The 25722-nt window shown below is 70.8% G+C and carries 23 protein-coding genes; 7 read left to right on the top strand and 16 right to left on the bottom strand.

The features are described from left to right. Positions 1–3: 3 nt before the first annotated feature. The 3 genes from IG98_RS0135460 to IG98_RS0135450 are packed head-to-tail and all read right to left on the bottom strand — an operon-like array spanning position 4 to position 3148. Positions 4–1257: an ABC transporter permease gene (locus IG98_RS0135460; RefSeq protein ID WP_030922639.1), complete on the bottom strand. Its 1254-nt coding sequence runs from the start codon at positions 1255–1257 to the stop codon at positions 4–6. Next, positions 1254–1985: an ABC transporter ATP-binding protein gene (locus IG98_RS0135455; RefSeq protein ID WP_030922634.1), complete on the bottom strand. Its 732-nt coding sequence runs from the start codon at positions 1983–1985 to the stop codon at positions 1254–1256. The genes IG98_RS0135460 and IG98_RS0135455 overlap by 4 nt, the downstream gene beginning before the upstream one ends. Beyond that, positions 1982–3148, bottom strand: a complete 1167-nt coding sequence (locus IG98_RS0135450) for an efflux RND transporter periplasmic adaptor subunit (protein ID WP_030922631.1) — start codon at positions 3146–3148, stop codon at positions 1982–1984. The genes IG98_RS0135455 and IG98_RS0135450 overlap by 4 nt, the downstream gene beginning before the upstream one ends. A 148-nt stretch (positions 3149–3296) precedes the next feature. Here IG98_RS0135450 and IG98_RS47670 point away from each other — a divergent pair, with 148 nt between their 5' ends. Continuing rightward, positions 3297–5126 (top strand): efflux RND transporter periplasmic adaptor subunit, encoded by a 1830-nt coding sequence (locus IG98_RS47670; RefSeq protein WP_051753362.1) that lies wholly within the window; start codon positions 3297–3299, stop codon positions 5124–5126. A 103-nt stretch (positions 5127–5229) separates the two neighbouring features. Here the strand turns inward: IG98_RS47670 and IG98_RS0135440 are convergent, their stop codons facing one another. The 4 genes from IG98_RS0135440 to IG98_RS0135425 all read right to left on the bottom strand — a co-directional run bounded on the left by IG98_RS0135440 (position 5230) and on the right by IG98_RS0135425 (position 9631). Further along, entirely contained in the window at positions 5230–6612 is a 1383-nt protein-coding gene (locus tag IG98_RS0135440) for a HAMP domain-containing sensor histidine kinase (RefSeq protein ID WP_030922625.1), read from the bottom strand. Then, entirely contained in the window at positions 6612–7343 is a 732-nt protein-coding gene (locus tag IG98_RS0135435) for a response regulator transcription factor (RefSeq protein WP_051753361.1), read from the bottom strand. Before IG98_RS0135435 ends, IG98_RS0135440 begins: the two co-directional genes overlap by 1 nt. Before the next feature lie 10 nt (positions 7344–7353). Further along, on the bottom strand, positions 7354–8544 hold the full coding sequence (gene lhgO, locus IG98_RS0135430) for an L-2-hydroxyglutarate oxidase (protein ID WP_030922615.1): 1191 nt from the start codon (positions 8542–8544) through the stop codon (positions 7354–7356). A 61-nt stretch (positions 8545–8605) separates the two neighbouring features. Then, positions 8606–9631, bottom strand: a complete 1026-nt coding sequence (locus IG98_RS0135425; protein ID WP_030922613.1) for an NAD-dependent epimerase/dehydratase family protein — start codon at positions 9629–9631, stop codon at positions 8606–8608. Positions 9632–9958: 327 nt separating this feature from the next. Between IG98_RS0135425 and IG98_RS0135420 the strand changes: the two genes are divergently transcribed. Continuing rightward, on the top strand, positions 9959–10336 hold the full coding sequence (locus tag IG98_RS0135420) for an STAS domain-containing protein (RefSeq protein ID WP_051753360.1): 378 nt from the start codon (positions 9959–9961) through the stop codon (positions 10334–10336). A gap of 66 nt (positions 10337–10402) precedes the next feature. Here the strand turns inward: IG98_RS0135420 and IG98_RS45700 are convergent, their stop codons facing one another. Then, the gene (locus IG98_RS45700; RefSeq protein ID WP_211264267.1) at positions 10403–11512 is read right to left on the bottom strand and encodes a hypothetical protein; all 1110 of its coding nucleotides are present in this window, start codon (positions 11510–11512) and stop codon (positions 10403–10405) included. Between the two features lie 118 nt (positions 11513–11630). Between IG98_RS45700 and IG98_RS0135410 the strand changes: the two genes are divergently transcribed. Continuing rightward, positions 11631–12599, top strand: a complete 969-nt coding sequence (locus tag IG98_RS0135410) for an aldo/keto reductase (RefSeq protein ID WP_030922605.1) — start codon at positions 11631–11633, stop codon at positions 12597–12599. Between the two features lie 247 nt (positions 12600–12846). Here IG98_RS0135410 and thpR read toward each other — a convergent pair whose 3' ends face one another. From thpR to IG98_RS0135390, 4 genes are all read right to left on the bottom strand, one after another. Further along, positions 12847–13419: an RNA 2',3'-cyclic phosphodiesterase gene (gene thpR, locus IG98_RS0135405; RefSeq protein ID WP_030922602.1), complete on the bottom strand. Its 573-nt coding sequence runs from the start codon at positions 13417–13419 to the stop codon at positions 12847–12849. Further along, positions 13373–14680, bottom strand: a complete 1308-nt coding sequence (locus tag IG98_RS0135400; RefSeq protein ID WP_245651853.1) for an MFS transporter — start codon at positions 14678–14680, stop codon at positions 13373–13375. The genes thpR and IG98_RS0135400 overlap by 47 nt, the downstream gene beginning before the upstream one ends. Positions 14681–14823: 143 nt before the next feature. Next, positions 14824–15285, bottom strand: coding sequence for a MarR family winged helix-turn-helix transcriptional regulator (locus IG98_RS0135395; RefSeq protein ID WP_051753359.1), 462 nt, complete (start codon positions 15283–15285; stop codon positions 14824–14826). A gap of 195 nt (positions 15286–15480) precedes the next feature. Beyond that, positions 15481–16950 (bottom strand): NCS2 family permease, encoded by a 1470-nt coding sequence (locus IG98_RS0135390; RefSeq protein WP_030922593.1) that lies wholly within the window; start codon positions 16948–16950, stop codon positions 15481–15483. A gap of 131 nt (positions 16951–17081) precedes the next feature. Between IG98_RS0135390 and IG98_RS47665 the strand changes: the two genes are divergently transcribed. The 3 genes from IG98_RS47665 to IG98_RS51250 all read left to right on the top strand — a co-directional run bounded on the left by IG98_RS47665 (position 17082) and on the right by IG98_RS51250 (position 18310). Then, positions 17082–17342, top strand: coding sequence for a DUF2530 domain-containing protein (locus IG98_RS47665; protein ID WP_063766345.1), 261 nt, complete (start codon positions 17082–17084; stop codon positions 17340–17342). A gap of 467 nt (positions 17343–17809) precedes the next feature. Beyond that, the gene (locus tag IG98_RS0135375; protein ID WP_030922587.1) at positions 17810–18136 is read left to right on the top strand and encodes a hypothetical protein; all 327 of its coding nucleotides are present in this window, start codon (positions 17810–17812) and stop codon (positions 18134–18136) included. Positions 18137–18148: 12 nt separating this feature from the next. Then, complete coding sequence (locus IG98_RS51250; protein WP_157594706.1) at positions 18149–18310, top strand: hypothetical protein; 162 nt, start codon at positions 18149–18151, stop codon at positions 18308–18310. Between the two features lie 46 nt (positions 18311–18356). Here the strand turns inward: IG98_RS51250 and IG98_RS0135365 are convergent, their stop codons facing one another. The 3 genes from IG98_RS0135365 to IG98_RS0135355 form a co-directional block, all read right to left on the bottom strand. After that, positions 18357–19325, bottom strand: a complete 969-nt coding sequence (locus tag IG98_RS0135365) for an ArsR/SmtB family transcription factor (protein ID WP_030922584.1) — start codon at positions 19323–19325, stop codon at positions 18357–18359. 53 nt (positions 19326–19378) lie between these two features. Next, positions 19379–22510 (bottom strand): sacsin N-terminal ATP-binding-like domain-containing protein, encoded by a 3132-nt coding sequence (locus IG98_RS0135360; RefSeq protein ID WP_051753357.1) that lies wholly within the window; start codon positions 22508–22510, stop codon positions 19379–19381. A gap of 136 nt (positions 22511–22646) precedes the next feature. Next, positions 22647–23468, bottom strand: coding sequence for a DUF3027 domain-containing protein (locus IG98_RS0135355; RefSeq protein WP_030922580.1), 822 nt, complete (start codon positions 23466–23468; stop codon positions 22647–22649). 214 nt (positions 23469–23682) lie between these two features. Between IG98_RS0135355 and IG98_RS45695 the strand changes: the two genes are divergently transcribed. Continuing rightward, positions 23683–25260 carry an MFS transporter gene (locus tag IG98_RS45695; RefSeq protein WP_063766344.1) on the top strand — a complete coding sequence of 526 codons (1578 nt, stop codon included), beginning with the start codon at positions 23683–23685 and terminating at the stop codon, positions 25258–25260. A gap of 24 nt (positions 25261–25284) precedes the next feature. On the opposite strand, the gene IG98_RS0135345 is transcribed toward IG98_RS45695, so the two are convergent. Continuing rightward, positions 25285–25683 carry a cold-shock protein gene (locus IG98_RS0135345; RefSeq protein WP_030922576.1) on the bottom strand — a complete coding sequence of 133 codons (399 nt, stop codon included), beginning with the start codon at positions 25681–25683 and terminating at the stop codon, positions 25285–25287. Positions 25684–25722: the final 39 nt, after the last annotated feature.

The raw sequence follows: 25722 nt of genomic DNA, 5'->3' as shown, positions 1-25722 counted from the left end.
GGGTCACTCGTGGCGCAGGGCCTCGATGGGCCGGAGCTTGGCCGCCCGGTTGGCCGGGTAACCGCCGAAGAACAGCCCGATGCCCACCGAGACGCCGAGGGCCAGTGCGATCGAGGACGGTACGAGCACCGGTGAGATCCCGGCGATCGTGAAGCGGGTGCCGGCGAACGCGATCGCGACGCCCACCAGGCCGCCCACCAGGCTCAGCACCGTCGCCTCCAGCAGGAACTGGCCGAGGATGGCGCTCCTGGGCGCGCCGATGGCCTTTCTGATGCCGATCTCCCTGGTCCGCTCGGTGACGGTGACCAGCATGATGTTGGTGATACCGATGCCGCCGACCAGCAGGGAGATGGCGGCGACCGCACCGAGCAGGGCGGTGAAGATCCCGATGGTCGAGCTGACCGTCTCCTGCAGGGTGGCCTGGTTCAGGATCCGGTAGTCCGCGGTGCCCGTCGGGGTGATGCCGTGCCGCTGGTTGAGTACGGCGGTGACCTCGGCCTGCGCCGAGTCGGTGGCGTCCGCGCCGGTCGCCTGCACGATGATGGAACCGAGCGCGCCGAACCCGGTCAGGCTCTGCTGCACGGCGGGCAACGGCACGATGGCCACGTCGTCGGCGTCCTGCATGCCCGTGGAGCCCGACTCCTTGAGCACCCCGATCACGGTGAACGGCACGCCTGAGACGCTGACCGGCTTGCCGACCGGATCGGCGGTGCCGAACAGCCCCTCGGCCACGGTCCGCCCGATCACCATGACCTTCCTGGCGGCGATCACGTCGTCGTTGACGAAGTAGGTACCGCTCTCGACGGGCTTGTTCGTCGCCTCGAAGTAGCTGGGGTAGGTGCCCACGAGCTGCGCGATCGGGTGACTGGCGCCCTCGTGGACCGCGGTGGCCGAGTTCGCGGTCACCACGGGCGACACACTCCGTACCGAGGGCACCTGCTCGCGGTCGGTCAGCGCTCTGGCGTCCTCCAGGGTGAGCGACCTGGCCTGGGTACGCGGGCCGGCGTTCTGTCCCGCGCTCACCCGGCCTCCCCCGGCACCGCCACCGCCCCCGGCGAAGGACGCCGAGATGGTGAGGGTGTTGGCGCCGAGCCGCTGGATGGACTGCTGGATGCTCTGTGAGGCTCCCTCGCCGAAGGCGACCAGCAGGATCACGGCCGCCACCCCGATCAGGATGCCGAGCGTGGTCAGGAAGCTGCGCAGCTTGTTCGCGGCCAGCCCGCGGAGCGCGAACCGCAGAATCTCCAGTCGGCTCACGCGATGACCTCCGGCATGCGGGGCGGGAGCCCGTCGACGGGGGCCTGGCGGCGGTCCTCGATGATCTGGCCGTCCACCAGGCGGATGACCCGCTTGGTGTGAGCGGCCACGTCATCCTCATGGGTGATGATCACGATTGTCCTGCCTGAGGCACTGAGCCCGTCGAGGATGCCCAGCACGTCCTCGGTGGAGGCGGTGTCGAGGTTGCCGGTCGGCTCGTCGGCGAGGAGGAGGGCGGGCGCGGTGACCAGCGCCCTGGCCACCGCCACCCGTTGCTGCTGGCCACCGGAGAGCTCGTTCGGCTCGTGGCGGACCCGGTCGGAGAGACCGACCTGCTCCAGGGCCGCCAGGGCACGGGCCCGCCGATCCGCGGCGCCGACCCCGCCGTACGCCATGGGCAGCTCGACGTTGGCGAGCGCGCTCATCCGGGGAATGAGGTTGAACGACTGGAAGACGAAACCGATCTTCCGGTTGCGGAGCACGGCGAGCCGGCGCTCGTCCAGCGAGCCGACATCGGTGCCGTCGATGTGGTACCTGCCGGAAGTGGGCACGTCCAGGCAGCCCAGGATGTTCATGAGCGTGGACTTGCCGGACCCGGAGGCGCCCATGATGGCGACGTAGTCGCCCCGTTCGACGCTGAGCGAGACACCGCGCAACGCCCGGACCTCGGCGTCTCCTCGGCCGTACACCTTGGTGATGTCCTTCAGGGAGAGGACGGGGACGGTCATCTGCCGGTCCCTCCCCCGCCGCCGAAGCCGCCGCCCCCGCCACCGATGCCGCCACTGCGACCGCCGCCCCCGCCACCGAGGCCGGGGATGCCTCCGCCCTGCTGGGTGGTCCCGGTGGCCGCCGGGCGGACCACCTGGTCGCCCTCGTTCAGTCCGGACTTGATCTCGGTGAGCGTGTCGCCCTTGACCCCGGCCTCCACCTGGACGGGCACCTGCCGCCCGTCACGCAGGACCGTCACCGTGCTGCGGGAACCCGTGGTGGAGATCACCGTGGAGGAGAGCGCGAGCACGTTCTCCACGCTCTCGACGACGACCCTGACCGTGGCGGTCTGGCCCAGCCTGACCTCGTCCGGCACCTCGGTGAAGGAGATCGTCACCGGATACTGGACCACGTTGTTGCTGGTGGTGGCGGTCGGCTGGATCTGGGTGACCTTCCCGGCCGCGGTGACGCCGTTGAGCGCGTCGAACCCGATGGAGGCCACCTGGCCGACCTTGAGCCGGGTGACGTCGGACTCGGTGAAGGTGCCGACGAGCTGGAGTTTGCCGGTGTCCGCGATGTCGACGAAACCGCCCGAGCCGCTCGCCACACCGCTGGAGGAACCCGAGCCGGCCGCGCCGCTCGTATTGCCCGTGGCCTTGGCGGAAGAGCCCGAGGAGCCCGAGGAGCCCCCGACCGTGCCGTTGATCGCGGTGACCGTACCGGCGAACGGTGCCTTGATGACCGTGCCGTCCACGGCGCGCTTCGCGGCCCGGTAGGTGTTCCTGGCCGTGACGTACTGGGCGTAGGCCGCGGCGGTCGAGGTGTCGTCGTCCGCGGTGTCGAGGGCGGCGGCGGCCGCGTCCAGGCTCTCCTGTGCCGAGTCGTCGTCCAGCCTGGCCAGGATCTGGCCCTTGGTGACCTTGTCCCCTACCTTGACGTAGATCTTCTCGACGGTGCCACTCGATGCGAAATCGAGCGCCCGCGCGCGGGCGCTGGCCACGGTCCCCGAGGCGGAGACGGAGGCGGTGACGGTGGCCCGGGTCACCTGCACGGTCCGCACCGCGGCCTCGGCGGATGAGGCCTCCCCGCCGAGGGAGGAGTAGGCGATCACCGCGCCGCCCAGCAACAGGACCCCGAGGGCCCCGTTCACGATCAGCGCTCCGCGCTTGGTCGACAGCTTCACAGCGCTCGACCCTGGCGTACCAGGCTTGGGCCTACCCTGACAAAGGCTGAAGATTTCCTGTAGACCGTGTCTTGCCGCTCAGGATGCACAGCAAACCTTCAGGGACCTGTGAGCATGCTGTGAATCAGACGGTCCAGGATTGTCCGCCATGAGACCGACCCATCTGTCGAAGAACCTGCGCGTGGGAGGACTTGCCCTCGCCGCCCTCGTCCTGGTGGGCGCGGGCGCGATCGTCGTGCTCGACGGCGGCTCCGACCAGGCCCCCCGGGTGGAGTTGGCCTCCGCCAGGCGCGGGACGGTGACCGCCGCGGTGTCGGCCGCGGGCAACACCGTGGACGACGGCACCCGGGACCTGGCCTTCGGTGGATCGGGAACGGTCACGAAGGTCTATGTCAAGGCCGGGGACAAGGTCGGCAAGGGAGATGTGCTCGCCAGGATCGGCTCCGCGCCCGCACGCGAGCGCTACGCCGCCGCGAAGGCGCAACTCGCGGCGGCCGAGGAGGCGCTGGAGGAGGCCGGAAGCACGACCGGAGGCACAGGACTTCCCCAGCAGCAGCAGCCGACACAGAGCCAGACCGGGACCGACCGCTCCAATCCCACCGGGCAGACCGGATGCGAGCCCACCGCGACGCGTCCCCCGGAGGCGAGCGCCACCCCCGCACCGACCGGGACGAGCGCCCCGGCGCCCGAGCCGACCGGAGCCGAGCGGGAGGTACGGGTCGTCCCGGCCGCCGGTGTCGCACCCATCGGATATCGCCTCATGACGGCACCGGTCACCCCGACGCCCGTACCTGACCCGGCGCGCTCCTCCGCTCCGGCCGCCGCGCTCACGCGGACCTCGCCCGCGACGCCCACGGCCACCCCCATCCCCACCCCGTCGGCGACGGAACGGCCGGGAGGCGAGCCCGCCCCGACGGTCACCGTCACCGTGACGGCCGCTCCGACGGTGACGGTGACGGCCACCGCGACGGTCACCGTGACCGCGCGGCCGGACGGTGGCGGGCCGCCCGCGACCTCGGGACCGGCGCCCACGACCCAGCCCTCCGGTCCGACGACCGGCCCGGGTGGGCCCGCGGGACCGACGGCCCACCCCGAGCCGACGGCCGCCCCCACTCGCACAGCCAGGCCGACGGCGACCGCCAGGCCCACCACGGTCAGAACGCCGACTCCCGGGTCCACCGGATGCTCCACCCAGAAGCCGGGCGCGAACACCGGTACCGGTACGAACGCGGGCGCGGGCGCGGGCCGGAACTCCGGGCAGGCCGCCAAGCAGGGCACCGCCCCGAACACCGGGCAGAGCGGCGGGGCCGGGCGGGGGACGCTCAGCGTGGAGCAGGCCGAGGCCCGCGTGAAGCAGGCCCGGGCGGAGCTGACCGATGCCAAGGAGGAACTGGCGGGCGTGCGGATCGTCGCTCCCGCCGACGGCACCGTCATGTCCGTGGCCGGCGCGGTCGGCGACAGCGCGGGCACCGGGGCCTTCCTCACCCTGGGAGACCTGGACGAGCTTCAGGTGGAGGCGCTGTTCACCGAGTCGGACATCGGCAGCCTGGAGCTGGGCCAGCAGGCGGCGATCACCCTGGCCACCCGGCAGGGGAAGCGGTACACGGGCACCGTGACCGGCATCGCCCCCACCGCGACCACCACGGACCGTCTGGTGAGGTACGGCGTCACGATCGCGTTCGACGAGCCCCCGGCGAACCTCATGGTGGGCCAGACCGCCTCGGTCACCGTGACCGTCGCCAAGTCGGCGGAGGCCCTCTATGTCCCGGCCCAGGCGGTGAGAACCAGCGCGGGGGTCTCCCGGGTCACCGTGCAGGGCGGCGTCGAGCGGGTCGTGGAGACGGGCGTCCGGGGCGACCAGTACGTCGAGATCACCTCGGGGCTGGCCGAGAACGACCGGGTGGTGGTGCCCGGCGGCGCGGCCGGCGGGGAGTTCCCCGACAGCAGCTGGCCGGAGGCCGACACCGGCGCCCGCTGAGCCCGGACGACCACCGCCGGCAGGAGAGCCGGGGTGGGGCCGCCAACCGGCCCCACCCCGAACGGACGGCGTCATACCGGAGTACCGGAGTACCGGACAGAGGTCAGTCGGACTCGGGGGCGAGGGGGAGGAGCACCCGGAACGTCGCCCCCTTGCCGACTTGTGAGTCCACCGCGACGCTGCCGCCGTGAGCCACGACCATCGCGGCCACGATGGCCAGGCCGAGCCCGCTCCCGCCGTCCTCGGGGGCGCGGCGGCCCCGGGCGGAGTCGACGCGGTAGAACCGCTCGAAGACGCGTTCGCACTGCTCGGAGGTGAGGCCGGGCCCCTCGTCCGCGACCTCGATGACGGCCATCCCGCCATCGGCGGAGAGCACCACCCGCACCGGCGTCCGCTCGGGAGTGTGGGTGAGCGCGTTGGTCATGAGGTTGCCCACGACCTGGCGGAGCCGTACCTCGTCGCCGGAGACGATGAGCGCGGAACCGTCCACGGAGAGCGTGACCTCGCGCTCAGGGGCGAGGATGCGGGCGTCGTGGACGGCGTCGGCGGCGATGGCGAGCAGGTCGACCGGGCGCATCACCAGCGGCCGTTGCTGATCCATCCGGGCGAGCATCAGCAGGTCGTCGACGAGCAGGCCCATCCTGACCGCCTCGGACTCGACCCGGCTCATCAGCGGCGCGGCGTCGATCCCCGGCCCCTGCCGGTAGAACTCGGCGAACCCGCGGATCGAGGTCAGCGGCGTACGGAGCTCGTGCGAGGCGTCCGCCACGAACCTTCGCATGCGCTCCTCCGACCTGCGAGCCGAGGACTCCGACTCCGAACGGGCCCGAAAGGCGGTCTCGATCTGGGCGAGCATGCCGTTGAGCGACCGGCCGAGGCGGCCCACCTCGGTGCGCGGGTCGGCATCGGGGACCCGGCGGCTCAGGTCGCCGGCGGCGATGGCCTCGGCGGTGCGCTCGATCTCCTCCAGCGGACGCAGGCTCCTGCGGATGATCAACACCCCTGCCCCGGCGAGCATCAGCATCAGGCCGCCGCCGCCGAGCAGTTCCACCAGCGCGAGCTGGCCGACGATCTGCCGGACCTCGGCCATGTCAACGGCGACGACGAGGTTTCCACCATCGCTCAGCGGGATCGCGCGGACCCTCCAGTCACCGCTGTCGAACGGCCGGATGCCCTGACCCGGGGGCACCCGTGGCCCCGGCTTGCCCTCCACGTCAATACCGCTGTAGATGTCGAAGGTCCTGCCGCTGGAGTCACGGAGCTCCAACCTCGCGTCGGACGACAGCGGCTTGCCGATCGGGATGACCCCCCGGTTCATCCGGCGCAGCGCGGTGTCGACCGTTATGTCGATCTGGGTGTCGACCCGGTCGATCAGGTAACCACGCATGATCGAGACGCTGCCGATCCCGATGAGGGTGAGCGCGATCGTCAGCAGAGCCAGAATGACGGCGATCAGCTTCACCCGTAGCGGGGTCGCGTTGAGCATCACGGCGTCGGCGGCAGGCGCAATACGTATCCGACGCCGCGCAGCGTGTGGATCAGCCGCGGGTCCGTGTTGTCGATCTTGCGACGGAGCACGGAGACGTAGGACTCCACGATCCCGACATCACCCCGGAAGTCGTAGTCCCACACGTGCTCGAGAATCTGGGCCTTGGACAGCACCCGCCCCGCGTTCGCCATGAAGTAGCGGAGCAGTTTGAACTCCGTGGGCGACAGTGCCACCGCCTTGCCCTTGCGCCACACCTCGTGGCTCTCCTCGTCGAGCTCGATGTCCGCGAAGTTGAGCCGGGGCTGGCGGGGGACGAGGTCGCCGGAGCCGGTACGGCGCAGCACCGCCCGGATCCGGGCCACGACCTCCTCCAGGCTGAACGGCTTGGTCACGTAGTCGTCCCCGCCCAGGGTCAGCCCCCGGATCTTGTCCTCGGTGGCGTCACGCGCGGTGAGGAAGACCACGGGGGTCTCGCTGCCGCCGCCGCGCAGGCGCCGTACGACGTCGAAGCCGTCCATGTCCGGAAGCATCACGTCAAGCACAATGAGATCGGGCCGGTGCCGCTGGACGGCTGCGACGGCGTCCGTACCGTTGCCCGCCGTGTTGACGCCGAACCCGGCGAACCTCAGGCTCGCGGCCAGAAGCTCAAGGATGTTCGGCTCGTCCTCGACGATCAGCAGACGTGCCTCGGGTGAGTCGGTCACTGGTCTATTTTCACCGGCCCACATGAGAAAGCAGTTAACTGGTCAACACAGAGGCTAACCCCACAATATGTCTGGCAATGGCCAGGCTGGAGGTCGCCGCCGGGGAGGGGGCGTTGCGCACGAGGGCGACGCGGCCGTGCACGTCGATCGCGAAGTCGTCCAGCATGCCGCCGGAGGCGTCCACGGCCTGTGCGCGCACGCCGCCGGTGGTCCTGACGAGGTCGGCGGCGGTCAGGGCCGGGACGTAGCGGCGCGCGGCCTTCAGAAACGACCCCCTGCCCATCGAACCGGCCACCTCCCTGATACCGGTCCGCCAGTGCCGGGCGGCCAGCCGCCGGGTGCCACGCCAGGCCAGAATCCGGCCCAGCTCCGCCAGGTCGACGTCCCCCCAGGAGTAACCCTCCAGCGCCAGCGCCATGACCGCGTTGGGGCCGACCAGCACCTCACCGTCGATCCTGCGGGTCAGGTGCACGCCGAGGAACGGGTAGCGGGGGTCGGGAACCGGGTAGACGAGCCCTCGGACCAGCTCCTTCGCCGCGCCGGCCAGCGCGTAGTACTCACCGCGGAAAGGGACGATCCGTACGTCCCCGCTGGCCTTGACCATCCGTGCGACGGTGTCGGTACCGAGCCCGGCACAGACGATCAGCCGGTCGAAGCTCAGCGTCCGCTCCCCCGCCAGGACCTTCACCCCGCTCGCGGTCTCCCGTACCGCGCGCACCGGATGGGAGAGCAGCACCGATCCGCCGCTCTCCGCCACGTCCGCGGCCAGACGCCTGGCGACGGCGGGGAAGTCGGCGATCGCGGTGCGCGGGGAGTGCACGGCACCCGTGCCGACGGTGTGCGGCTCGATCTCCCGCAGGGCCAGCGCGTCCAGCTCGGCGATGCCGGGAACCCCGTTCGCGCGGGCCCGCTCGGCGATCCGCCGCAGCTCGGGCCGCTCGGCCGAGGTCGAGGCGACGACGAGCTTGCCGACCTCGTCGTAGGGGATGCGGTGCTCGGCGCAGTACTGCCGCAGCAGTGCCACGCCCTCACGGCAGAGCGTGGCCTTGAGCGATCCGGGCCGGTAGTAGATCCCGGCGTGGACGACGCCGCTGTTGTGCCCGGTCTGGTGGGCTCCGACGCGGTCCTCCTTGTCCAGCACCGTCACCCTGGCCCCGCGGGTCAGCGCCGCCTCCCTGGCAACGGCCAGACCGACGATCCCCGCACCGACGACCCCGACGTCCATCGCCGACTCCTGACTGTGAGGTGGTCACCGCCGCCACCCCCGTCGCGCTGGAGGGATCGCGTTACCGCGTGACACTACCCGCCAGCCTGCCGACCTTGTCCAGACCGAGATGCCCTTCCTGCGCCAGCCAGCGCAGCGAGTCGGTGACGGTCTCCTGGACCGGCCGCAGCCCCACGCCGAGCGCCTCAAGGGTCGGGGTGTCGTACGCGCGGACCATCGTGACCATCATCTCGACGGCGTCCCTGGTCAGCGGGTAGTCGATCTCCTTGATCAGTTTCATCGCGTCGACCACGGCCGCCGCGCCACGCAGTACCGAGCGGTGGACCCGGAACCTCCGGCAGCGGTTCCCGGTCACCTCGTCGCAGACGTCGGCGAGCTGCGCCCAGGTGAGGTAGTGCCCGCCCAGCATGAATCGGCGAGGCCCCAGCCCCGGTTCGAGGCAGCGGGCGAGCACGAGGGCCAGATCCCGTACGTCGACGACGCCGACGCCGCCGGCGGTGATCGGCCATCCCTGTTCCAGCCCCGCGCGCAGCCCGTCCATCAGCGCGTCCAGCGAGGGCTGGCACGGCCCGGCGACCGCCGCCGGATAGACGATCGTGAGCGGCATCCCCTGCTCCTGGAGCCGTCTGGCGTAGTGCTCGGCGGAGATCTTGCTCCTGCCGTACTCGTTCCTCGGCGTGGAGAGCGGACTCTCGGTCGTGATCACCGGGCCGGTCGGGGGCACGAAGACACCGATGCTCGAAATGTGCACGACCGGGTCGAGACCGAGTTCGACGGCCTGCCCGAGGACGTTCTTCGCTCCGGTCACATTCGTACCGGCCAGGTCGCCGACCCGGCCGATGACCCCGATTTCCGCGGCGGCGTGAATGACCGCGTCGCACTGTTCGAGCCCGTCCCGCACGGCCGCCGTGTCGCGGACATCGGCCCTGTGCAGGGGAATCGGCTCCGTCACCCCGACACCGGCCAGCACTTCGCGCGTTCTCTCTGGATTGCGTATGAGAAGAAGCGGATCGTGCCCGTCGGCGAGAAGCGCGGCGACCGCATGCGAACCGACGAAACCTGATGCCCCGGTTACCAGAACGCGCATCTTCGAAAGTTAGCGGCAATCCTCACCGGAAGAGAAGGGATAACCCCTCTGGTTCTTAACCATCATTGCCTATTGCCGGAAATCTATCCGGGACGGTTGAGGAATACCCGAATATGTCAGGGCAATAAATCTGGATGTGGTCATTCATCTTCGGTACGGGGTCACGTTCCGGACCGGCCGGCGATACGGGAGACGAACGATGCTCCACGTAGCCGTTACGCACATGTCTCCCGCCCGTCGCCCACCCCGGCGGTCCGGCGGGGTATACCTTGATCAGGTCGGACGACCGCCGAAACCGACGGCTTCACCGGGTGGAAATGCGAGGCGATGAGCAGAGAACTCTCCATCGGCGTCGACCACCACGAGCATGCCGGCTGCACCGTGATCAGCGTCGCGGGCGACATCGACCACAACTCCAGCGCACTGCTCGGGGAGACCATCGAGCGGCTGATCTCCGAATACCGCCCGCGGATCGTCATCGACGCCCAGAAGATCACTTTCTGCGATTCCACCGGACTGCGGGTGCTTCTCCGTGGCGCGCGCATGACCTCGGAGGCGGGCGGCTGGTTGCGGCTGGCCAGGGTGTCGGACATCCTGGGACGTCTCCTGCAGATAACCGGGCTGTCCGCCTGGTTCCCCGTCGACGCCGACGTGGCGGCCTCCCTGACTCAAGCCGCCCCTCGCGACCTGCGACTCCCCGACTGAGCCAGGAGCCTCCCAACGGACGTCGCGGACGATCATGCGCCCCCGGCGACCTGCACTGATCGCCTTTCAGCGGGTGTTACGGGCGATCAGGGCGATGGTGCCCGTGGCGCCCGCGGCGATGGCCAGCCAGAGCAGCACGGCCGAGGTCGGCACCCCCGCGTCGTCCTGTTCGGTTTTCGCCCCGGCGACCGGCGTGGGGGCCAGTTTGGGATCCGGCGTGGGATCGGGTGTGGGAGCCGCCCGCCGCAGGGCGGTCGTGGATCCCGGAGCCGCCTCACGGAGCACCTCCTCGGGCAGCGGCACCTGGTAGACCGGGCTGCGCTTCCCCTCGCTACCGGTCAGCAGGTACCTGCCGTCACGCGTGTAGGCGATCGACTCGGCCTGCTCCAGCTGCGGCATCGTCACCCGGGTGATCTGTTCACCGGGAGCGCGGTAGACCGTGGCGGAGAAGTAGGTTCGGATCACAAAGCTCGACCCGTCGGGGGCGTAGGCGGCGTCGGTGGCCATGATGGGCGCCGTGCCGACCTTGCGGAGCACGTTGACCCTGTCGGCGCGCAGCCGTTTCGGTGCCTCGTAGACGGCGCCGGCGAACTGCTTGGTCACGATGTAGAGGCGCCCGGTGCGGGGGTTCACCATGATGCTCTCGGCGTTGTGCCCGCCGTCCTCGTAGCGGAAACGGTAGCGCACGGCGGGAACGGCGGCGTCGCTCAGCGCCGTGGGCTCCGCGACCTTGTACACCGAGATGTCAGGCCAGGCCCCGTCGAAGTTGTCGCCGATGTCCGCGAACCAGAGCACCCCCCGGCCGGTCTTCTGGTCGATGGAGGCGGCCATGCCCTCCCAGTCGCGGGCCTCCGCCCCCCGCAGGGTGAAGGTCGCGCGGGTCCGACCGTTGGGACCGACCGCGTAGAAGACCGGCCCGGCGCCGCTGTCGTTGTGCGTGTAGTAGACGTCCTCGTGGGTCGGCGAGACCGCCAGCCCGCTCGACTCGGCGATCCGGCTGTCCTTGAAGTGAAAAAGGACCCGCTCCTCGTCGTCCGCCCTCGGCCCCTGCCCCGCGTCGGCCCATGCCGCCCGCCCGTCGCCCACCGACACGCTCTGCCCGGCGAAGACCGCGACCGCGGTCAGGCCGGTCACCGCGAACGCGCGAACCAAGACTTCCCCCGGCTTACTCAGCATCCAGCCATCATGCCCCGGCGACACCGGCGGGCGGCACAGACGCGACGGGGTCGGCCGACACGGATTTCCCCGCTAATCCCCTCGCATGGAGTGCACTCCAGGTATTTAGGGTGGGCGCATGGATTACACACAGCTTGGCCGTACCGGCCTGAAGGTCAGCCGCCTCTGCCTCGGCACGATGAACTTTGGCCCCTTGACCTCGGAGGAGGACTCCTTCGCGATCATGGACCACGCCCATGAGCTGGGGATCAACTTCTTCGACACGGCCAACGTGTACGGCTGGAAGAAGGGCGAGGGCATCACCGAGAAGATCATCGGTCGATGGTTCGCCAAGGGAGGCGAGCGCCGCGAGAAGACGGTGCTCGCCACGAAACTCTACGGTGACATGGGCGACTGGCCCAATGAGGGGCGCCTGTCCGCGCTCAACATCCGGCGCGCCGCCGACGCGTCGCTGAAGCGGATGCAGACCGACTACATCGATCTCTACCAGGCACACCACATCGACCGGAACACCCCGTTCGAGGAGTTCTGGGAGGCCATGGACATCCTCAAGCAGCAGGGCAAGATCCTGTACGTGGGGTCGTCCAACTTCGCGGGCTGGCACATCGCCAAGGCCCAGGAGAGCGCGCGGCGGCGCAACACTCTCGGCCTGGTCTCCGAGCAGTCCCACTACAACCTGGTCGTCCGCGCCCCCGAACTTGAGGTCATCCCGGCGGCCGAGGACTACGGCCTGGGTCTGATCCCGTGGAGCCCGCTCGCGGGCGGCCTGCTCGGCGGCATCCTCAAGAAGATCGACAAGGGCCGGTCGGCCTCGGAGCAGATCACCGCCCAGTTGGAGAAGCACCGCGACAAGATCGAGCGCTACGAGGCGTTCGCGGACGAACTCGGTGTGGACCCGGCCAACCTCGCGCTGGCCTGGCTGCTCCACCAGAAGGTCGTCACCGCGCCGATCATCGGGCCGCGCACGCTCGAACAGCTCGACGGTACCGTCAAGGCGCTGGAGATCACGCTGGACGAGAAGGCCCTGACCCGCCTGGACGAGATCTTCCCCGGCTTCAAGACGGCGCCGGAGGAGTACGCCTGGTAGGCGGTGCCCGAACGGTGACCCCCGCGAGGTCGCCGGGCCGGCCGCCGATGAGCGGCCGGCGTCCTGTCCCGCGGACCTCGCCGTGGCCGGGCTTGGTCAGGGGGCCTCTCCCGAGACCTAGGAGGAGGCCACGACAGGCGGAAGATCCAAGGGCTAGGACACGAATGCGCCGATCACCACGAGGAGCACGAGAAGCACGAGCACCGTGGGCAGCAGCCAGCGACGGGGACGATCCACGCCCAGGAGCCTAGCCCTGCCTACGAGGTGCCCGCGCCGCCAGGTCCCATTCCTCGACCGTTTCGTAGCGGACCTTGGCCCCGAGGTTGCTCCGTATCAGGTGCACCGTCTCCAGTTCCCACTCGGTGCCGGAGAACGACCCGAACGCCTCGACCAGAGGGCCGATGTCCGTCTCGGGGCGGCACCTGGCCAGGCTCAGATGCGGCGTGAACCTCCGGTGCTCCGCCTGGCCGGCTCCGGCGCGGCGCGCCCCGGCCGCCACGGAGTCGGCCAGACGGCCCAGCCGGAGCCGGTCACCGTACAGCCCGGTCCAGAAGACCCGCGCCCTGCCCGCCGAGGGAAACGCGCCGGCGCCGGCGAAGGACAGTGTCATCGGGGCGTGCCGCGCGGCCGCCCTGGCGAGCCGCGTCCGCAACTCGGGCAGCGCCCGGTCGGGCACCTCCCCCAGGAACGACAGCGTCACATGCCAGTTCTCCGCGTCCAGCCAGCGCAGCCCCGGCCATCGCGCCCGGTGAGGTTCGAGGGCGCGGACGAGCTCATCGCGCGCCGGCGGTGGCGGCGGTAATCCCACGAACAGCCGCATGCGACCTCCTGCTGATCACCCTTGTCAGCATTGTCGCCGCAGCGGCGCCGATCAGCGTGAGCACCCCGCCGATCACGACTCCGGTACGCACCCCGCCCAGCTCGGAGATCCAGCCGAGCAGCGGCGCGCCGAGGGGGGCTCCCCCGGTGAACACGAGCACGTAGATCCCCATCACCCGGCCGCGCATCTCCGGCGAGGTGGCCAGCTGCACGCTGGCGTTGGCCGCGGTGTTTATCGAGATCAGCGCGACGCCGGTGGGCACGAGCAGGATCAGGTAGAGCGGATACCAGGGCGCCAGGCCGCTGGCGATCTGGAACAGGCCGAACGCGACGGCGCCGACGAGCAGCAGACGCCTGCTCGGCTTGACCCGCCGCGCCGCCATCAGCGCTCCCGCCAGCGCTCCGACCGCGAACATGCTGGAGGCGAGCCCGAACGAGGAGGCGCCGGCCCCGAAGGTCTCGCGCGCCATCAGCGCTATCGACATCGAGAACGACTGGGTGAACATCGAGACGAAGGCGATCAGCAGTATCGGCATGAGCAGCTCGGGCCGCGCCATCACGTAGCGCAGACCCTCGCGAAGCTGACCCTTGGCCCTCGGCACCGGTTCGGGGGTGGCCAGCTGGGAGGTGCGCATCAGCAGCAGCCCGCTGAGCACCGCGGCGAACGACACGAAGTTGATCAGGAAGATCGGGCCGGTTCCCCCCAGCGCGTGGATCAGGACACCGGCGACGGCCGGGCCGACCACGCGGGCCAGGTTGAAGCTCGACGCGTTCAGCGCGATCGCGTTGGACAGGTCCTTGCGGCCGACCATCTCGACGACGAACGCCTGCCGGGTCGGCACCTCGACACAGGCGATGAGGCCGAGTGTGAAGGCCATCACGTAGACCTGCCAGACCTGGGCCGAGCCGGTCACGGTGAGCACACCCATGGTGAGCGCGAGCAGGCCCATCAGCGACTGGCAGACGATCAGCAGCACCCGCTTGGGATAGCGGTCGGCGAGCATACCGCCCCAGAGGCCGAACAGCAGCAGCGGCAGGAACTGCAGCGCGACGGTCAGGCCCAGCGCGGCGGCGCTGCCCTTCGTCAGGTCGAGCACCAGCCAGTCCTGCGCGGTGCGCTGCATCCAGGTGCCGACGTTGGAGACCACGCCTCCGGCCGCGAACAGCCGGTAGTTGTAGACGCGGAGCGACCGGAACATCCCGTCCCGCGTCTCGGGCACGGCCTGGGCCGATCCACTCTCGGTGGCCTGGAGCTCGTTCACCACGGCGGCTCTCGCGGCCCGCCGACGCATCCGCGCCCTCAGGCCGAGCCCTCTTCCGGGCCCTCTCCTGGACTTTCCGCCTGGCACGGCGGACGCCCCGGCGTCACGCGGGACCGCCGGGGCCCCGGGTTCCTCGGGGTCCGCTAGATCCGGCTGAGCTTCTCCAGTATCGGGGCCGCCTGCCTGAGCGTCGCCCTCTCCTCGGGTGTCAGCTCCTTCAGCTGCCGCGTCAGCCACGTCTCCTTGAGACGGCGCTCCTCCTTCAGCAGCGCCGACCCCTGGCCGGTCACGCTCACGGTCACCTGGCGCCGGTCGGTCGGGTGCGGCGTACGCGACACCAGCTCCCGCTCGACCAACACGGCGATCACGCGGGTCATCGAGGGCGGCTGCACCTTCTCTAGATCGGCCAATTCTCCGGGGGTTATCCCGGAATGCCGTTCCACGGCGGCGAGGGTCGCGAGCTGGGTGGGCGTCAACGAGTGCACCGCGGCCTGCCTGCGCAGGCGCCTGTTCAGTCGTGCCAGCGACACGCGCAGGGCCGAAGCCAGACCGGCGTCGCTTCGCAGGTTCGCGACGTGGTCCTTCCTGGGATGATTCATTGTCATAAGTCATTACCTTTGCTAACTATATACGACCGCACGTGATTCCCTCCATGGGGTTTCCTGCCGAGGGCGGGCCGCACAGCGTGCCGAACGGTCAGGGGCCCGCCAATCTTGGCGTGAAGCAGCCACCCCTGACACGCGAAAGCCGCCACGGCGACCGAGGAGGATCGAGCACCGTGACGGCTTCCACGCGGCTGCTCAGCCCAGGTTGAGCAGGGACTTGATCGGGCCGAGGGCGAAGTAGACGGCGAACAGCGCCGCGACGATCCACATCAGCATGTGCAGCTCGCGGGCCTTGCCCTTGATCAGTTTGATCAGCACGAAGGTGACGAAGCCCGCGCCGATACCGGTGGCGATCGAGTACGTGAACGGCATCAGGACGATCGTGAGGAACGCCGGGATGGCGATCTCGTAGTCGGTGAAGTCGATCTCGCGGATCGAGGTCATCATCAGGAAGCCGACCACGACCAGGGCGGGGGCGGCGGCCTCGTAGGGGACGACCGCGACGAGCGGCGAGAAGAAGATCGCCAGTAGGAACAGGACACCGGTGACGACGCTGGCGAGGCCGGTGCGCGCACCCTCGCCGACACCCGCGGCCGACTCGATGTAGGTCGTGTTGGAGGAGACGGAGGCCGCGCCTCCGGCCGCCGCGCCGATCGAGTCGACGAGGAGGATCTCCCGGGTCCTGGGCAGGGTGCCGTCCTCCTTGACCAGTCCGGCCTGTCCGCCGACGCCCACGATCGTGCCCATGGTGTCGAAGAAGTCGGTGATCAGCAGGGTGAAGATGAGCAGCAGGGCCACGATGACCGAGACCGAGCCGAAGGCACCGATCGGGTCGAACTCCGCGAACAGCACCAGCGGGTTGTGGAACCCGAAGATCTCCTTGGGCATTTCCGGAACGACGAGCTGCCAGCCCGCCGGATTGGGGTCCTGGCCCGGCACCGTCGCGGCACCGACCTTGGTGACGGCCTGGACGATGATCGCGAGAACCGTCGTGGCGATGATGCCGATCAGGATCGCGCCCTTCGTCTTGCGCGCCACCAGCAGCACCATCAGCAGCAGGCCGACCACGAAGACGAAGATCGGCCAGCTGGCCAGCGAACCCGCGATGCCGAGTTCCAGCGGCGGTCCCGCGGCCACGCGGCGGACGAAGCCTGCGTCCACGAAACCGATCAGGGCGATGAACAGGCCGATACCGACGCTGATCGCGGTCTTGAGCTGGGGTGGGATGGCGTTGAACACGGCGGTGCGGAATCCGGTCAGCACCAGGAGCCCGATGATCACACCCTCCAGGAACACCAGGCCCATCGCCGACTCCCAGGACATCTGCGAGGCGATGCCGAAGGTGACGAAGGCGTTCAGGCCGAGGCCCGCGGCCATCGCGAAGGGGACTTTGCCGACGACCCCCATCAGAATGCTGAGCACTCCCGCCACAAAGGCGGTACCGGCCGCGACGAGCGGGATGTTGGGCACGCTTCCGTCGCCGATGAACTGGCCCTCGATGTCCGGGACGGTAGCGATGATCAGCGGGTTGAGCACGACGATGTAGGCCATCGTGAAGAACGTGGCGAGGCCGCCGCGCACCTCCCTGCCCACAGAGGAGCCCCGGTCGGAGATGTGGAAGAAACGGTCAAGTCCACTTATTTGGGAGGTTTTACTATCTTTCACTCACGCAGAGTGACAGCGAGTCCCTCTTTCGGGAAGACCTGGTCGCCGATGGTGATGGTTTCGAGATGGATTCGCGCTTTGACGTAATCCGTTTTGCGAACCCTGCAACCCTGTCGCCTAGTCTGGAGCGCGTGAACCAGCCACGCCTCCCGGATCTGCAGCCGTTGAAGACCAACGACACGCTCACGATCCTCACGGGTACGGGTCTGTGGGCCGTCGCCCTGGTCGTCCTCCTGATCGTGCAGCCGGACCCCGAGCACCGCTGGTGGATCTGGATGTGCGTGTCGGGCATCTGCGGCGGCCTCTTCGGCCTCTGGTTCGTACGCCGCCGCGACCGCCGCCCCCCGCCCCCGTCAGAGGGTCCGATCGAGCCCACCACGGCGATCCTGTGATCATCCGAGCGACCCCATAACCGGCTGAGCCACCGCGCGACCCAACGACGGATGAGTCGCCATGGGCGAACTCACCACCGGCCCCATCTCGGCCGCTTCCGGCCCCCACGTCCAGCCGGACGGCTACCGTCCCTTGGCGTTCGAGCCCTGAGCCGTCCGGGGCGCCCCGGCGTCCTCGGTGTCGGCGAGATCCGACACCCTGCTCTTCCGAGCCGGTGAGGTCAACCCTTTCGGACTGGGCTGAAAGGCGTCGACACCGACAAGCCACCGATCACACGATGGTCGGGCCGCCTTCGGATACGACCTCCGAGCCGAGGTCTTCCGCAGGGGGGCACCCGTCGGCGGCCATTCGACACATCCTGAAAGGAAACGCCATGACAAGGGTCTTGCGGTGATCTCTTCGCACCCGGCGGGGGCATGGGGCGAAGTCGCGCCGCAGGAGGAACGGAAGGCGAAACGCTCTCGTCATGGGGATCGCCGCGATCTCCGTACTCCTGATGGCCAACCCCGCGCTGGCCCACCAGGAGTTCTCCAACGGAACGGCCCAGCAGGTGGCGGCGACGCGGACCATTATCGCGCCGAGTATCTGGTACGACCTCAGCGATCTCGGCATCGGCTGCCCTGCCACGGCGTCGGCGAAGTTCTATCCGACCTGGACGGTCTCGAACGTCACGTCGTCGTCGGCGTACGTGAAAACGCTGAAGATCACCTTCACGCCTGCCGCCTCCGGTGCCACCCTCGGGGCGGCGGACCTGGTCGACGGCAACGGCGGCAACAGGTGGCACGGGCTGTGAAGCGTCGGCCCCGTGTCCTCAGCCGGGATCACCAAGACCTTCACCTTCAACCGCACCGTGAATTTCGGCAGCAACGGCAAGCTCTATTTCACTCAGCAGTTCGCCCTCAACGGAGGCGGGGGCGGAACCTGCGAGAATCAGAAGACGGTCTATTTCTACCTCAGGCCGATCTGATCGGAGGCCCCCGCGCAGCGGTGCGCCGCTGCGCGGGGGCACGGCCTCAACGGGCGGCGGCGTCGCCCTGGAGCAGCGCCGCGCCCAGCGGAGTCAGCGTGTGCAGGACGGAGCCGCCCATCCGGGTGGTCGATATGAGCCCGGCGTTGCGCAGCACCGTGGTGTGCTGGCTGGCGGAGGCCAGGGAGACACCGGCCCGCTCGGCCACGACCGTGGTGGTGGCCGGGTCGCGCAGGGTGGCCAGCACCTCCGCCCGGGTGCGCCCGAGCAGGGGGCCGAGGGTGTCGGCCGCCCCGGCCGGCGCGTCTTCCTCGCATACCGGATACACCAGCACGGTTGACCGGTCCGGCCGGTACATCAGCAGGGGACCCGGCGCGAAGTACGAGGGAACCAGCAGCAATCCGCGCCCGCACAACTTGACGTCGTAGCTTCTGGACGCCGGTACGTGAAGGACGGGTGGCCGCCAGTACCAGTTGGTGCCGAGCGTGGTGAGCAGCGCGTCGGTCCCGCCGCGCAGGAGGGTCTCGGCGCGCAACGCGCGATCGGCGGCACCGGCGGCTCGTATGCGGGGCCACAGCGGCTCCAGCGAGGAGCTGAAGTAATCACGCAGGTCACTCGTAAGCCTGCACCAGGTTCCCGCGGCACCGGCGGAGAGCTCCAGCCGCCAGCGCTCGGTGCTCCGGGATGGGGGAAGCCCCTCCAGGTCGGCCACCAGCTGCGCCTCGGGCGTCTGCCGGGCCAGCTCGACCGCCGAGGCGAAGTCCGGCGCGGTCGGCTGCAACAGGAAGTCGGGCAGGAAGGCCCGCGTGCCGACCAGGTCGGGGAGCATGCCGGCCCTGGCGACCAGGCTGCCGTTCATCCTCCTCTGCCACTCCCTGACACCCGGCCGTGGCCGCTTTCCCGCGGTGGGCGTGACACGCATGCCGCGTACGCTCAGCACCGACTCCAGCAGCTGGTTCGGAGCCGGTGCGAACGTGATCCGTTGAAGGTCCGTGGGGGCGAAGTGTAGGCGCATCACCCGATCGATTCTCGCCCGGCGCACGAGGAAACGCGCATCCAGGCGAGCCCCTAGGTCGAGGCGGTCCAGCTGTCCAGGTCGGCCTCGGCGAGCAGCAACGGCACCGCCGCGGGATCGCGCAGCAGCGCCGCCACCGCGAGCCGGTCGCCCCACTGGCCGGACGCCCAGGCGAGCCCGCGTGCCAGCCCCTCCACATCCGAGGCGTGCACCGTGCCCTCGAAGAACCGCCAGGCCGCGGGGACGCCGTCCACCAGCAGCCGCTCGTGCGCCACGTAGCTCGCCGGCGCGGTCGGCAGCAGCGACCGTACCGCGGGCGGGACATCGCGGACCTCGCCTGAGGACGTCACCTCCCCGGCCGCCTCCTCCCCGGCCAGCGGCAGGTCGAGCAGCTCGGAGAGCGCCTCCGCCAGGTCGAACGGGGCCAGGATCAACGGCCGTCCCGCGACGAGCGGCAGCAGGTCGGGTGCCTCGACCACGACCGGCTCGCCCGCGCCCTCGTTCCCCGAACCGGCGTCGGCGGAAACCGGCCGGCCGTCAGCGGCGTCGACGACGACGATCTCGTCACCCAGGACCGCGCGGACGGCGCGCGGGGGCGCGACACGGGCGGGGTCGACGGCGGCGAGGGCCACCCACAGGGCGCGGAGCTGCGCCCGGTCCACCTCCACGGCGGGGTCGCCCAGCAGATCGAGCAGCTCGTCCGGACCTCCGTGGGAGGCGAGCAGGTCGGCCAGCGTGCTCCGGACGCCGATCATCGCCAGCGCGGCCTCGTCGAGATCCGCCGGGGCGTCCCCGTACAGGCCGAACAGCAGCGGGTCGCCCGCCGGGAGCCGCAGCTGCGTGGGGCGCCTGCCGCCGAGCACCGGGTGCGTGGAGAGCCACCACGCGGTGTAGGACGGGATCTCCACGACCTCCCCCGACACCAGGACCCGCAGCGGGTGCAGGACCGAGCGGAGCGGCGGACGGGACAGCAGGGCGAGGGCGGCGGGCCAGTCGGCGACGTACTCCAGGTCCCGGACCGCGGAGAACTCCCGGGCGACCGGCGGCACGTTCATCTCGGGCAGCAGGTCGAGGACCGTCTCCAGCCACTCGTCCTCGCGGTCGAGGTCGTGGTCGCACTCGTCCGGGTCGATCATGACATCGTGGTCGTTGACCACGGCGAAGCCGTCCAGCACCCCGACCGCGGCGAGTACCCTCCGGCCGTACCGCTCGACCAGCTCGGGCGCGGCGGTGCCGAAGTGCGTCTCCGCGTCGAGCAGCCCGGCCAGCGCCCCGTCGGCGAGGAGCAGTTCGCCCGCCGGGTACAGCTCGCCGTCGGCGCCACGCAACGCCAGCTCGGCCAGCCAGGGCGCGTCGCCTGCGGTCAGCCCCGCGGCGTCGACCAGCGCGAGCACCGCCTGGGCCACCGACTCCGGGTCGGGGCTTTCCATCGACTCCGAGACGGCGGAGCGGGTCAGCGGATCCTCCAGGACCGTGCGGGGCGTCGCCTCACCCGCGCCGAGCCTGAGCAGGAGGGGGTGGGCCGCGTCCGGGTGCACCACGCGCAGCCCGAGCGGGGCGAGAACCGCCGGATCCAGCGCGGAGCCGTCGGTCAGCAGCAGCGTGCCGCGTGGCCCTCTGACCAGGCGGCCGTCGGCGAGCGGCACCGGCAGCGCGCCGAGCGCCTCCGGGTCGTCGGCGGGCAGCACCTCGTACAGCGACCGCCACCAGGCCGGATCCCTGTCCTTGACGGCGTCGCCGGAGAGCATGTCCACGATGTCGGAGAGCCGCACCCGCCTGACGCCGAGCGCGTTGATCGCCGGATGCCGTGACGGCCACCCCGCGGGCAGCAGCCCACCGATCATCGGGGCGACCCTCTCCAGCAGCTCGGCCGTGGCCGTGACCACGGACGCCTGCCGCCCCGAGATGACCAGGTCCGCGCCGACCGCGGGCGGAGCCCAGGCCGCGCCGGCGCTCTCCGCGAAGTCGTCGGGAAGCAGCAGCGAGGCTCCGGCCTCGCCGGAGCCGGCCTCGGAACCCTGGCCGGCCGGCAGGGAGAGCGCGGGGAGCAGCGGGGCGTCGGGGAGCCTGCGCAGGATCGCCCGGCGGATGCTCGCGTCGAGCTCGCCCTTGCCCATCAGGCCGGGGACGAGGTCGAGCAGCCGGGGCGTCCGCGGCAGGCCGGCGAGCAGTTCCAGGTAGGTGTCCGCGGCGCGCTCGACCAGGAAGTCGGTCAGCGGGCCCGGTGCGACGTGCCGCCGGTCGGTGGCCATCGGGAGCGAGGCGATCAACAGCGCCGGCAGGTCGAGCGGCTCGTCGCTCGGCGTGGGCGCGTGCACCACGGGCGGCACCAGCGCGGGCAGCGGCCGGGGCTCCCCGGTCGCCTCGCTCACGGGTACGGCCCAGCGGACCAGCCAGTGCGGCCGGGAGCGCTCCTCGGTCGGGCGGTCGGCGAAGAGCTCGGCCATCTGCTCGGGGGTGAACCGCCCGGAGACCGAGACGACCTTCCAGCCCTCCGCGGTGACGATCCTCGTCTCCCCGTCCAGGTCGACCTCGATCATCTCCAGAGCGGGCAGGCCCAGCAGCAGAGCCGGGCTGGTCTCCCTCAACATCGCTCTGACGGCGTCCTCGGCCGCCCCGTCCCGGAGCGGCAGCCGCACGAGCGTGTCGAACCCGGCGGGGATCTCGATCGGGCCGGCGGGGAAGGGCAGGCGCAGCAGCGGGACGTGCCCGCCGCGCTCGGCGAGTTCCTTGGCCAGCTCGGGCTCGGCGGCCACCAGGGCGGCGGTCTGGTCGCGGGACCAGCGGACGACCCCCGAGCCGAGCGAGCCGATCACCGGTTCGTCGCAGACCGACACCACGGCCGCGAACCCGACGCCGAACCGGCCGGCCGCGTGGGCGTCGCCGCGCTTGGCGGAGACGCGCAGCGTGGACAGCGCCTCGATCCCGTGGGTGTCGATGGGAGCGCCGATGTTGGCCGCCGACAGCACGCCCTCGCGCAGCGAGAGACGTAGCCTTCCCGGCACCCCGGCGCGGAGCGCGGCGTCCGCGGCGTTCTGGGCGAGCTCGACGATCAGCCGGTCACGGTAGCCGCCGAGCGCGAAGTCCTCCTCCGCGTTGGCGTCCTCGCGGAAACGCGCGGGCGATGCCTTCCACGCGGCCAGGACGGTGGAACGCAGTCGTTCGGTGCCGAAGATGTCAGTCAAGGCGATCTTCCAAAGGTCGGGGCCCCGCGGCCGGGCGCCCCGGCCGGGACACCGCGGGAGCGGCGCCCGAACGGCGACGACCAGGCGGACCGCCGGGAGGGCGGCTGCGGGGCGGAACAGACCCGGCGGCGCCGGGTCAGGAGTGACCGAGCGGCTCGGAGGCCGTATCGTCCACCGACCCGGTCAGGTCGGGTTGCGGGACGTCCTCGGCGGTGTCGTACGAGAGCGAGAGATCGTCGAGGATCGGCGCGGTCGGCTCGACCTGGTGCGGCAGCACCGCGGCCTCGGAGTGCGCGCCGCAGCCGTGGTCGGCGGCGACCACCCGCCCGTCGTCGGGGGCGTACTCGTTCGCGCAGACACCGAAGCCGGTACGCAGCGCACCCGCGAGCGGCCAGTAGAAACCGCAGGTCGAGCACTGGGCCGGGGCGGCGTGCGCGAGCGGGGTGTGCGGTCCCGACTCGCCGGAGTGCCAGCGTCGCACGGCTCGGTCCCGGCCGATCGGGGAGAGCACCCGGGCGCGGCCGAGGCCGTACTCGAAGATCATCTGCTGGTCGGAGTCGTCACCGGTCTCGGTGAAACCGGGCGCGAGCCGGTCGTCGTCCTCCGAGGTGGGCAGCAGGTCGCCCACGCCGAGGTCGCCCGGGCGGAGCCGATCACTCCAGGGCACCCACTGCGGCGGCATCAGCGCACCCGCCCCCGGCAGGAGCACGACCTCGCTGACCGTCACGTTGCGTGCCCGCGAGGCGCGGGCGACGGTGACGGCCCAGCGCCAGCCGCGGTAGGCGCGGTCGAGACATGCGAAGTAGTGGGTGACGACACGGTCGCCCTCGCCCTCGACCCCGAGGTGCTCGCCCACGTCGCCCGGCCTGACGTTCTCCTCGACCGCGGCACGGGCCAGGTCGACGGCCGCGACACACGCCTGGTCAAGGACCACGGCGCGGGATCGAGTCCGGCTCACGAGTCGTCTCCCGTCAGCCCCGCAGCACGACGGCTGCTGTCCCTACTGGCTCGCTCGCTCACTGCGCTCACAGTTCATTCTCACCCATGACCGGAGCGAACGGCACCGTGGACTCCCGTTAGCCCGGGGAGTGACCAGGCGCATCGGACAACTCCCCCGCCCTTCGGGTATGACTGGATACGTGGCAGCTGGGTGGGAGCGGGTTCGTAAGACGGTGAGTGACGCCTCTCGGCGGGTCGGCAGGTCGGCCGCCGCCGCGGGCCGAGCCGGCGCGCGCGCCGGCCGGGGCACGGGCCGGGCGACGACCCGGGCGGCCCTGGGCGCGGTCAACGGCACCCAGCGAGTGGGCCGGGCCGCGCGACGGCTGACCCACGCCCAGGGCGCGGGCCGCACCGGGCTGGGTCAGCTGATCGAGCTGACCGCCGCGCACAGCGCGGGTGACGCCCTGGTCACCGCGGCCCTGGCCGGGACGCTCTTCAAGCTCCCGGTGAACGAGGCCCGCGGCCAGGTCGCCCTCTACCTGCTGATCACGATGATTCCGTTCGTGGTGGTCGCGCCCTTCGTCGGCCCGGTCCTCGACCGGTTTCGCTCGGGGCGGCGCTTCGTGATGGCCGGCACCCTCTTCGGCCGCGGGCTGCTCTGCTTCGCGATGGCGGCGGCGATCGTCCCCGGCGACGTGTTCACGATCTTCCCGGCGGCGCTGGCCGTGCTGGTGCTGTCGAAGGCGTACAACGTCTCCCGCGCGGCGATCATGCCGAGCGTGCTGCCCGCCGATATCGCACTGGTCACGGCCAACGCGAGGGTCGCTCTGTTCGCACTGGTCACGGCCGGCGTCGCGGTGCCGGTCGGCGCGGGCGTCAGCGCCTGGCTCGGCGCCGAGTGGGTGCTGCGCGGGGCGACGGTGCTCTTCCTGCTCCAGGGCGTGCTGGCCGTACGGCTCCCGCGCCACGTCGACTCCCCCGACCTGGAGGAGCTGGACGAGAGCGGCGAGGAGCGGCCGCACCGCTGGCGCACGATGCTGAACGTGGGCCCGGTGGTGGCCGAGGCGATGTGGGCCAACGTGGCGATCCGCCTCTACTCCGGGTTCCTCCTCTTCTACCTGCTCTTCCTCGTGCAGGACAGGAACCTGCCCGGCCTGCCGCCGACGGTCGCCATCGGTGTGCTGGCCGTGGCCGCCGGTGCCGGCGGGCTGGCGGGCACGGCCGTGGCCTCCTGGGTGCGCAACCACTCCCCGCAGGTCATCGTGCTGGCCACGCTCGCGGTGACGACCACGATCACGGTGCTGGCCGCGGTCGTCTTCCAGCTGTGGAGCGCGGTGGCGGTCGCGCTGGTGGCCGCCTTCGCCCAGGGCCTGGGCAAGCTCGCGCTGGACGCGATCGTGCAACGGGAGATCGGCGAGGAGGTGCGCTCGTCCACGTTCGGCGTGGTGGAGGCCTTCCTGCAGATCTCCTGGGTGCTGGGCGGCCTGATCGGGCTGCTGCTCTCGCTGTTCGCCGGCGGATCGGCCGGGCTGGCTCTGATGACCGTGGTGTTGGCGGGCTCGCTCGGCTGGCTGCTGGTCCGTCGCCGCAGGCGGGTCCGGGAGGTGGACGCCAGGGTCGAGGCCGCCCGAGGTCCGGACACCTCCCACTCGGGGCCCCGTCCCGCCGAAGGTACAGAGCGGTTCGCACGGGACGGGGTGTCCGCGGAGTGGGTCAGGCCGCGGGCCGCGGGGACGGCCACAGTGGTCGTGCGGCCGGAGAACGCCCCCACCGAGAAGCGGACCAGACCGCTGACCACCCCCCACGGCTGAGCCGGGGCACGCGGGGGCGGGCTGTCAGTCGTCCAGGTCGTCGGCCACCGCCCGGAGCACGGCAGCGATCTTCTTCGCGTGCGTGGCCTCGGGGTGTTTGCCCTTCTGGTACGACGTGGAGACCGTGTCCAGAAGCTTGATCAGGTCTTCCACGATGACGACCATCTCGTCGGGCTTCTTGCGCTTGCCCTTGGGCTTGGCGGTCTTGGCGAGCGTAGGGGGCTGGTCGATCAGTCGAACCGAGAGCGCCTGCTGGCCGCGGCGCCCTTCGGCCACACCGAACTCGACCTTCTGGCCCGGCTTGAGGGAGTCCACGCCGGAGGGCAGCGCGGAAGAATGCACGAAGACCTCACCGCCGTCGTCGCGAGTGAGGAAACCGAAACCCTTGTCGGCGTCGTACCACTTGACCTTGCCACTCGGCACAGGGTGACCTCGTTCAGACTGTCGTGAAAAGGAATGGAT

Origin of the sequence: Streptosporangium amethystogenes, assembly GCF_000721075.1 — a bacterium.
GTDB lineage: Bacteria > Actinomycetota > Actinomycetes > Streptosporangiales > Streptosporangiaceae > Streptosporangium > Streptosporangium amethystogenes.
This window is presented reverse-complemented; position numbering and strand designations above follow the sequence as displayed.

Coding starts and splice junctions, on each gene's coding strand:
- IG98_RS0135440 (WP_030922625.1), bottom strand. CDS start 6,612: ATGCTCAACGCGACCCCGCTACGGGTGAAGCTGATCGCCGTCATTCTG.
- IG98_RS0135425 (WP_030922613.1), bottom strand. CDS start 9,631: ATGCGCGTTCTGGTAACCGGGGCATCAGGTTTCGTCGGTTCGCATGCG.
- IG98_RS0135420 (WP_051753360.1), top strand. CDS start 9,959: ATGAGCAGAGAACTCTCCATCGGCGTCGACCACCACGAGCATGCCGGC.
- IG98_RS45700 (WP_211264267.1), bottom strand. CDS start 11,512: ATGCTGAGTAAGCCGGGGGAAGTCTTGGTTCGCGCGTTCGCGGTGACC.
- IG98_RS0135365 (WP_030922584.1), bottom strand. CDS start 19,325: ATGCGCCTACACTTCGCCCCCACGGACCTTCAACGGATCACGTTCGCA.
- thpR (WP_030922602.1), bottom strand. CDS start 13,419: ATGCGGCTGTTCGTGGGATTACCGCCGCCACCGCCGGCGCGCGATGAG.
- IG98_RS0135375 (WP_030922587.1), top strand. CDS start 17,810: ATGGGGATCGCCGCGATCTCCGTACTCCTGATGGCCAACCCCGCGCTG.
- IG98_RS47670 (WP_051753362.1), top strand. CDS start 3,297: ATGAGACCGACCCATCTGTCGAAGAACCTGCGCGTGGGAGGACTTGCC.
- IG98_RS0135410 (WP_030922605.1), top strand. CDS start 11,631: ATGGATTACACACAGCTTGGCCGTACCGGCCTGAAGGTCAGCCGCCTC.
- lhgO (WP_030922615.1), bottom strand. CDS start 8,544: ATGGACGTCGGGGTCGTCGGTGCGGGGATCGTCGGTCTGGCCGTTGCC.
- IG98_RS0135395 (WP_051753359.1), bottom strand. CDS start 15,285: ATGACAATGAATCATCCCAGGAAGGACCACGTCGCGAACCTGCGAAGC.
- IG98_RS0135455 (WP_030922634.1), bottom strand. CDS start 1,985: ATGACCGTCCCCGTCCTCTCCCTGAAGGACATCACCAAGGTGTACGGC.
- IG98_RS0135435 (WP_051753361.1), bottom strand. CDS start 7,343: ATGTGGGCCGGTGAAAATAGACCAGTGACCGACTCACCCGAGGCACGT.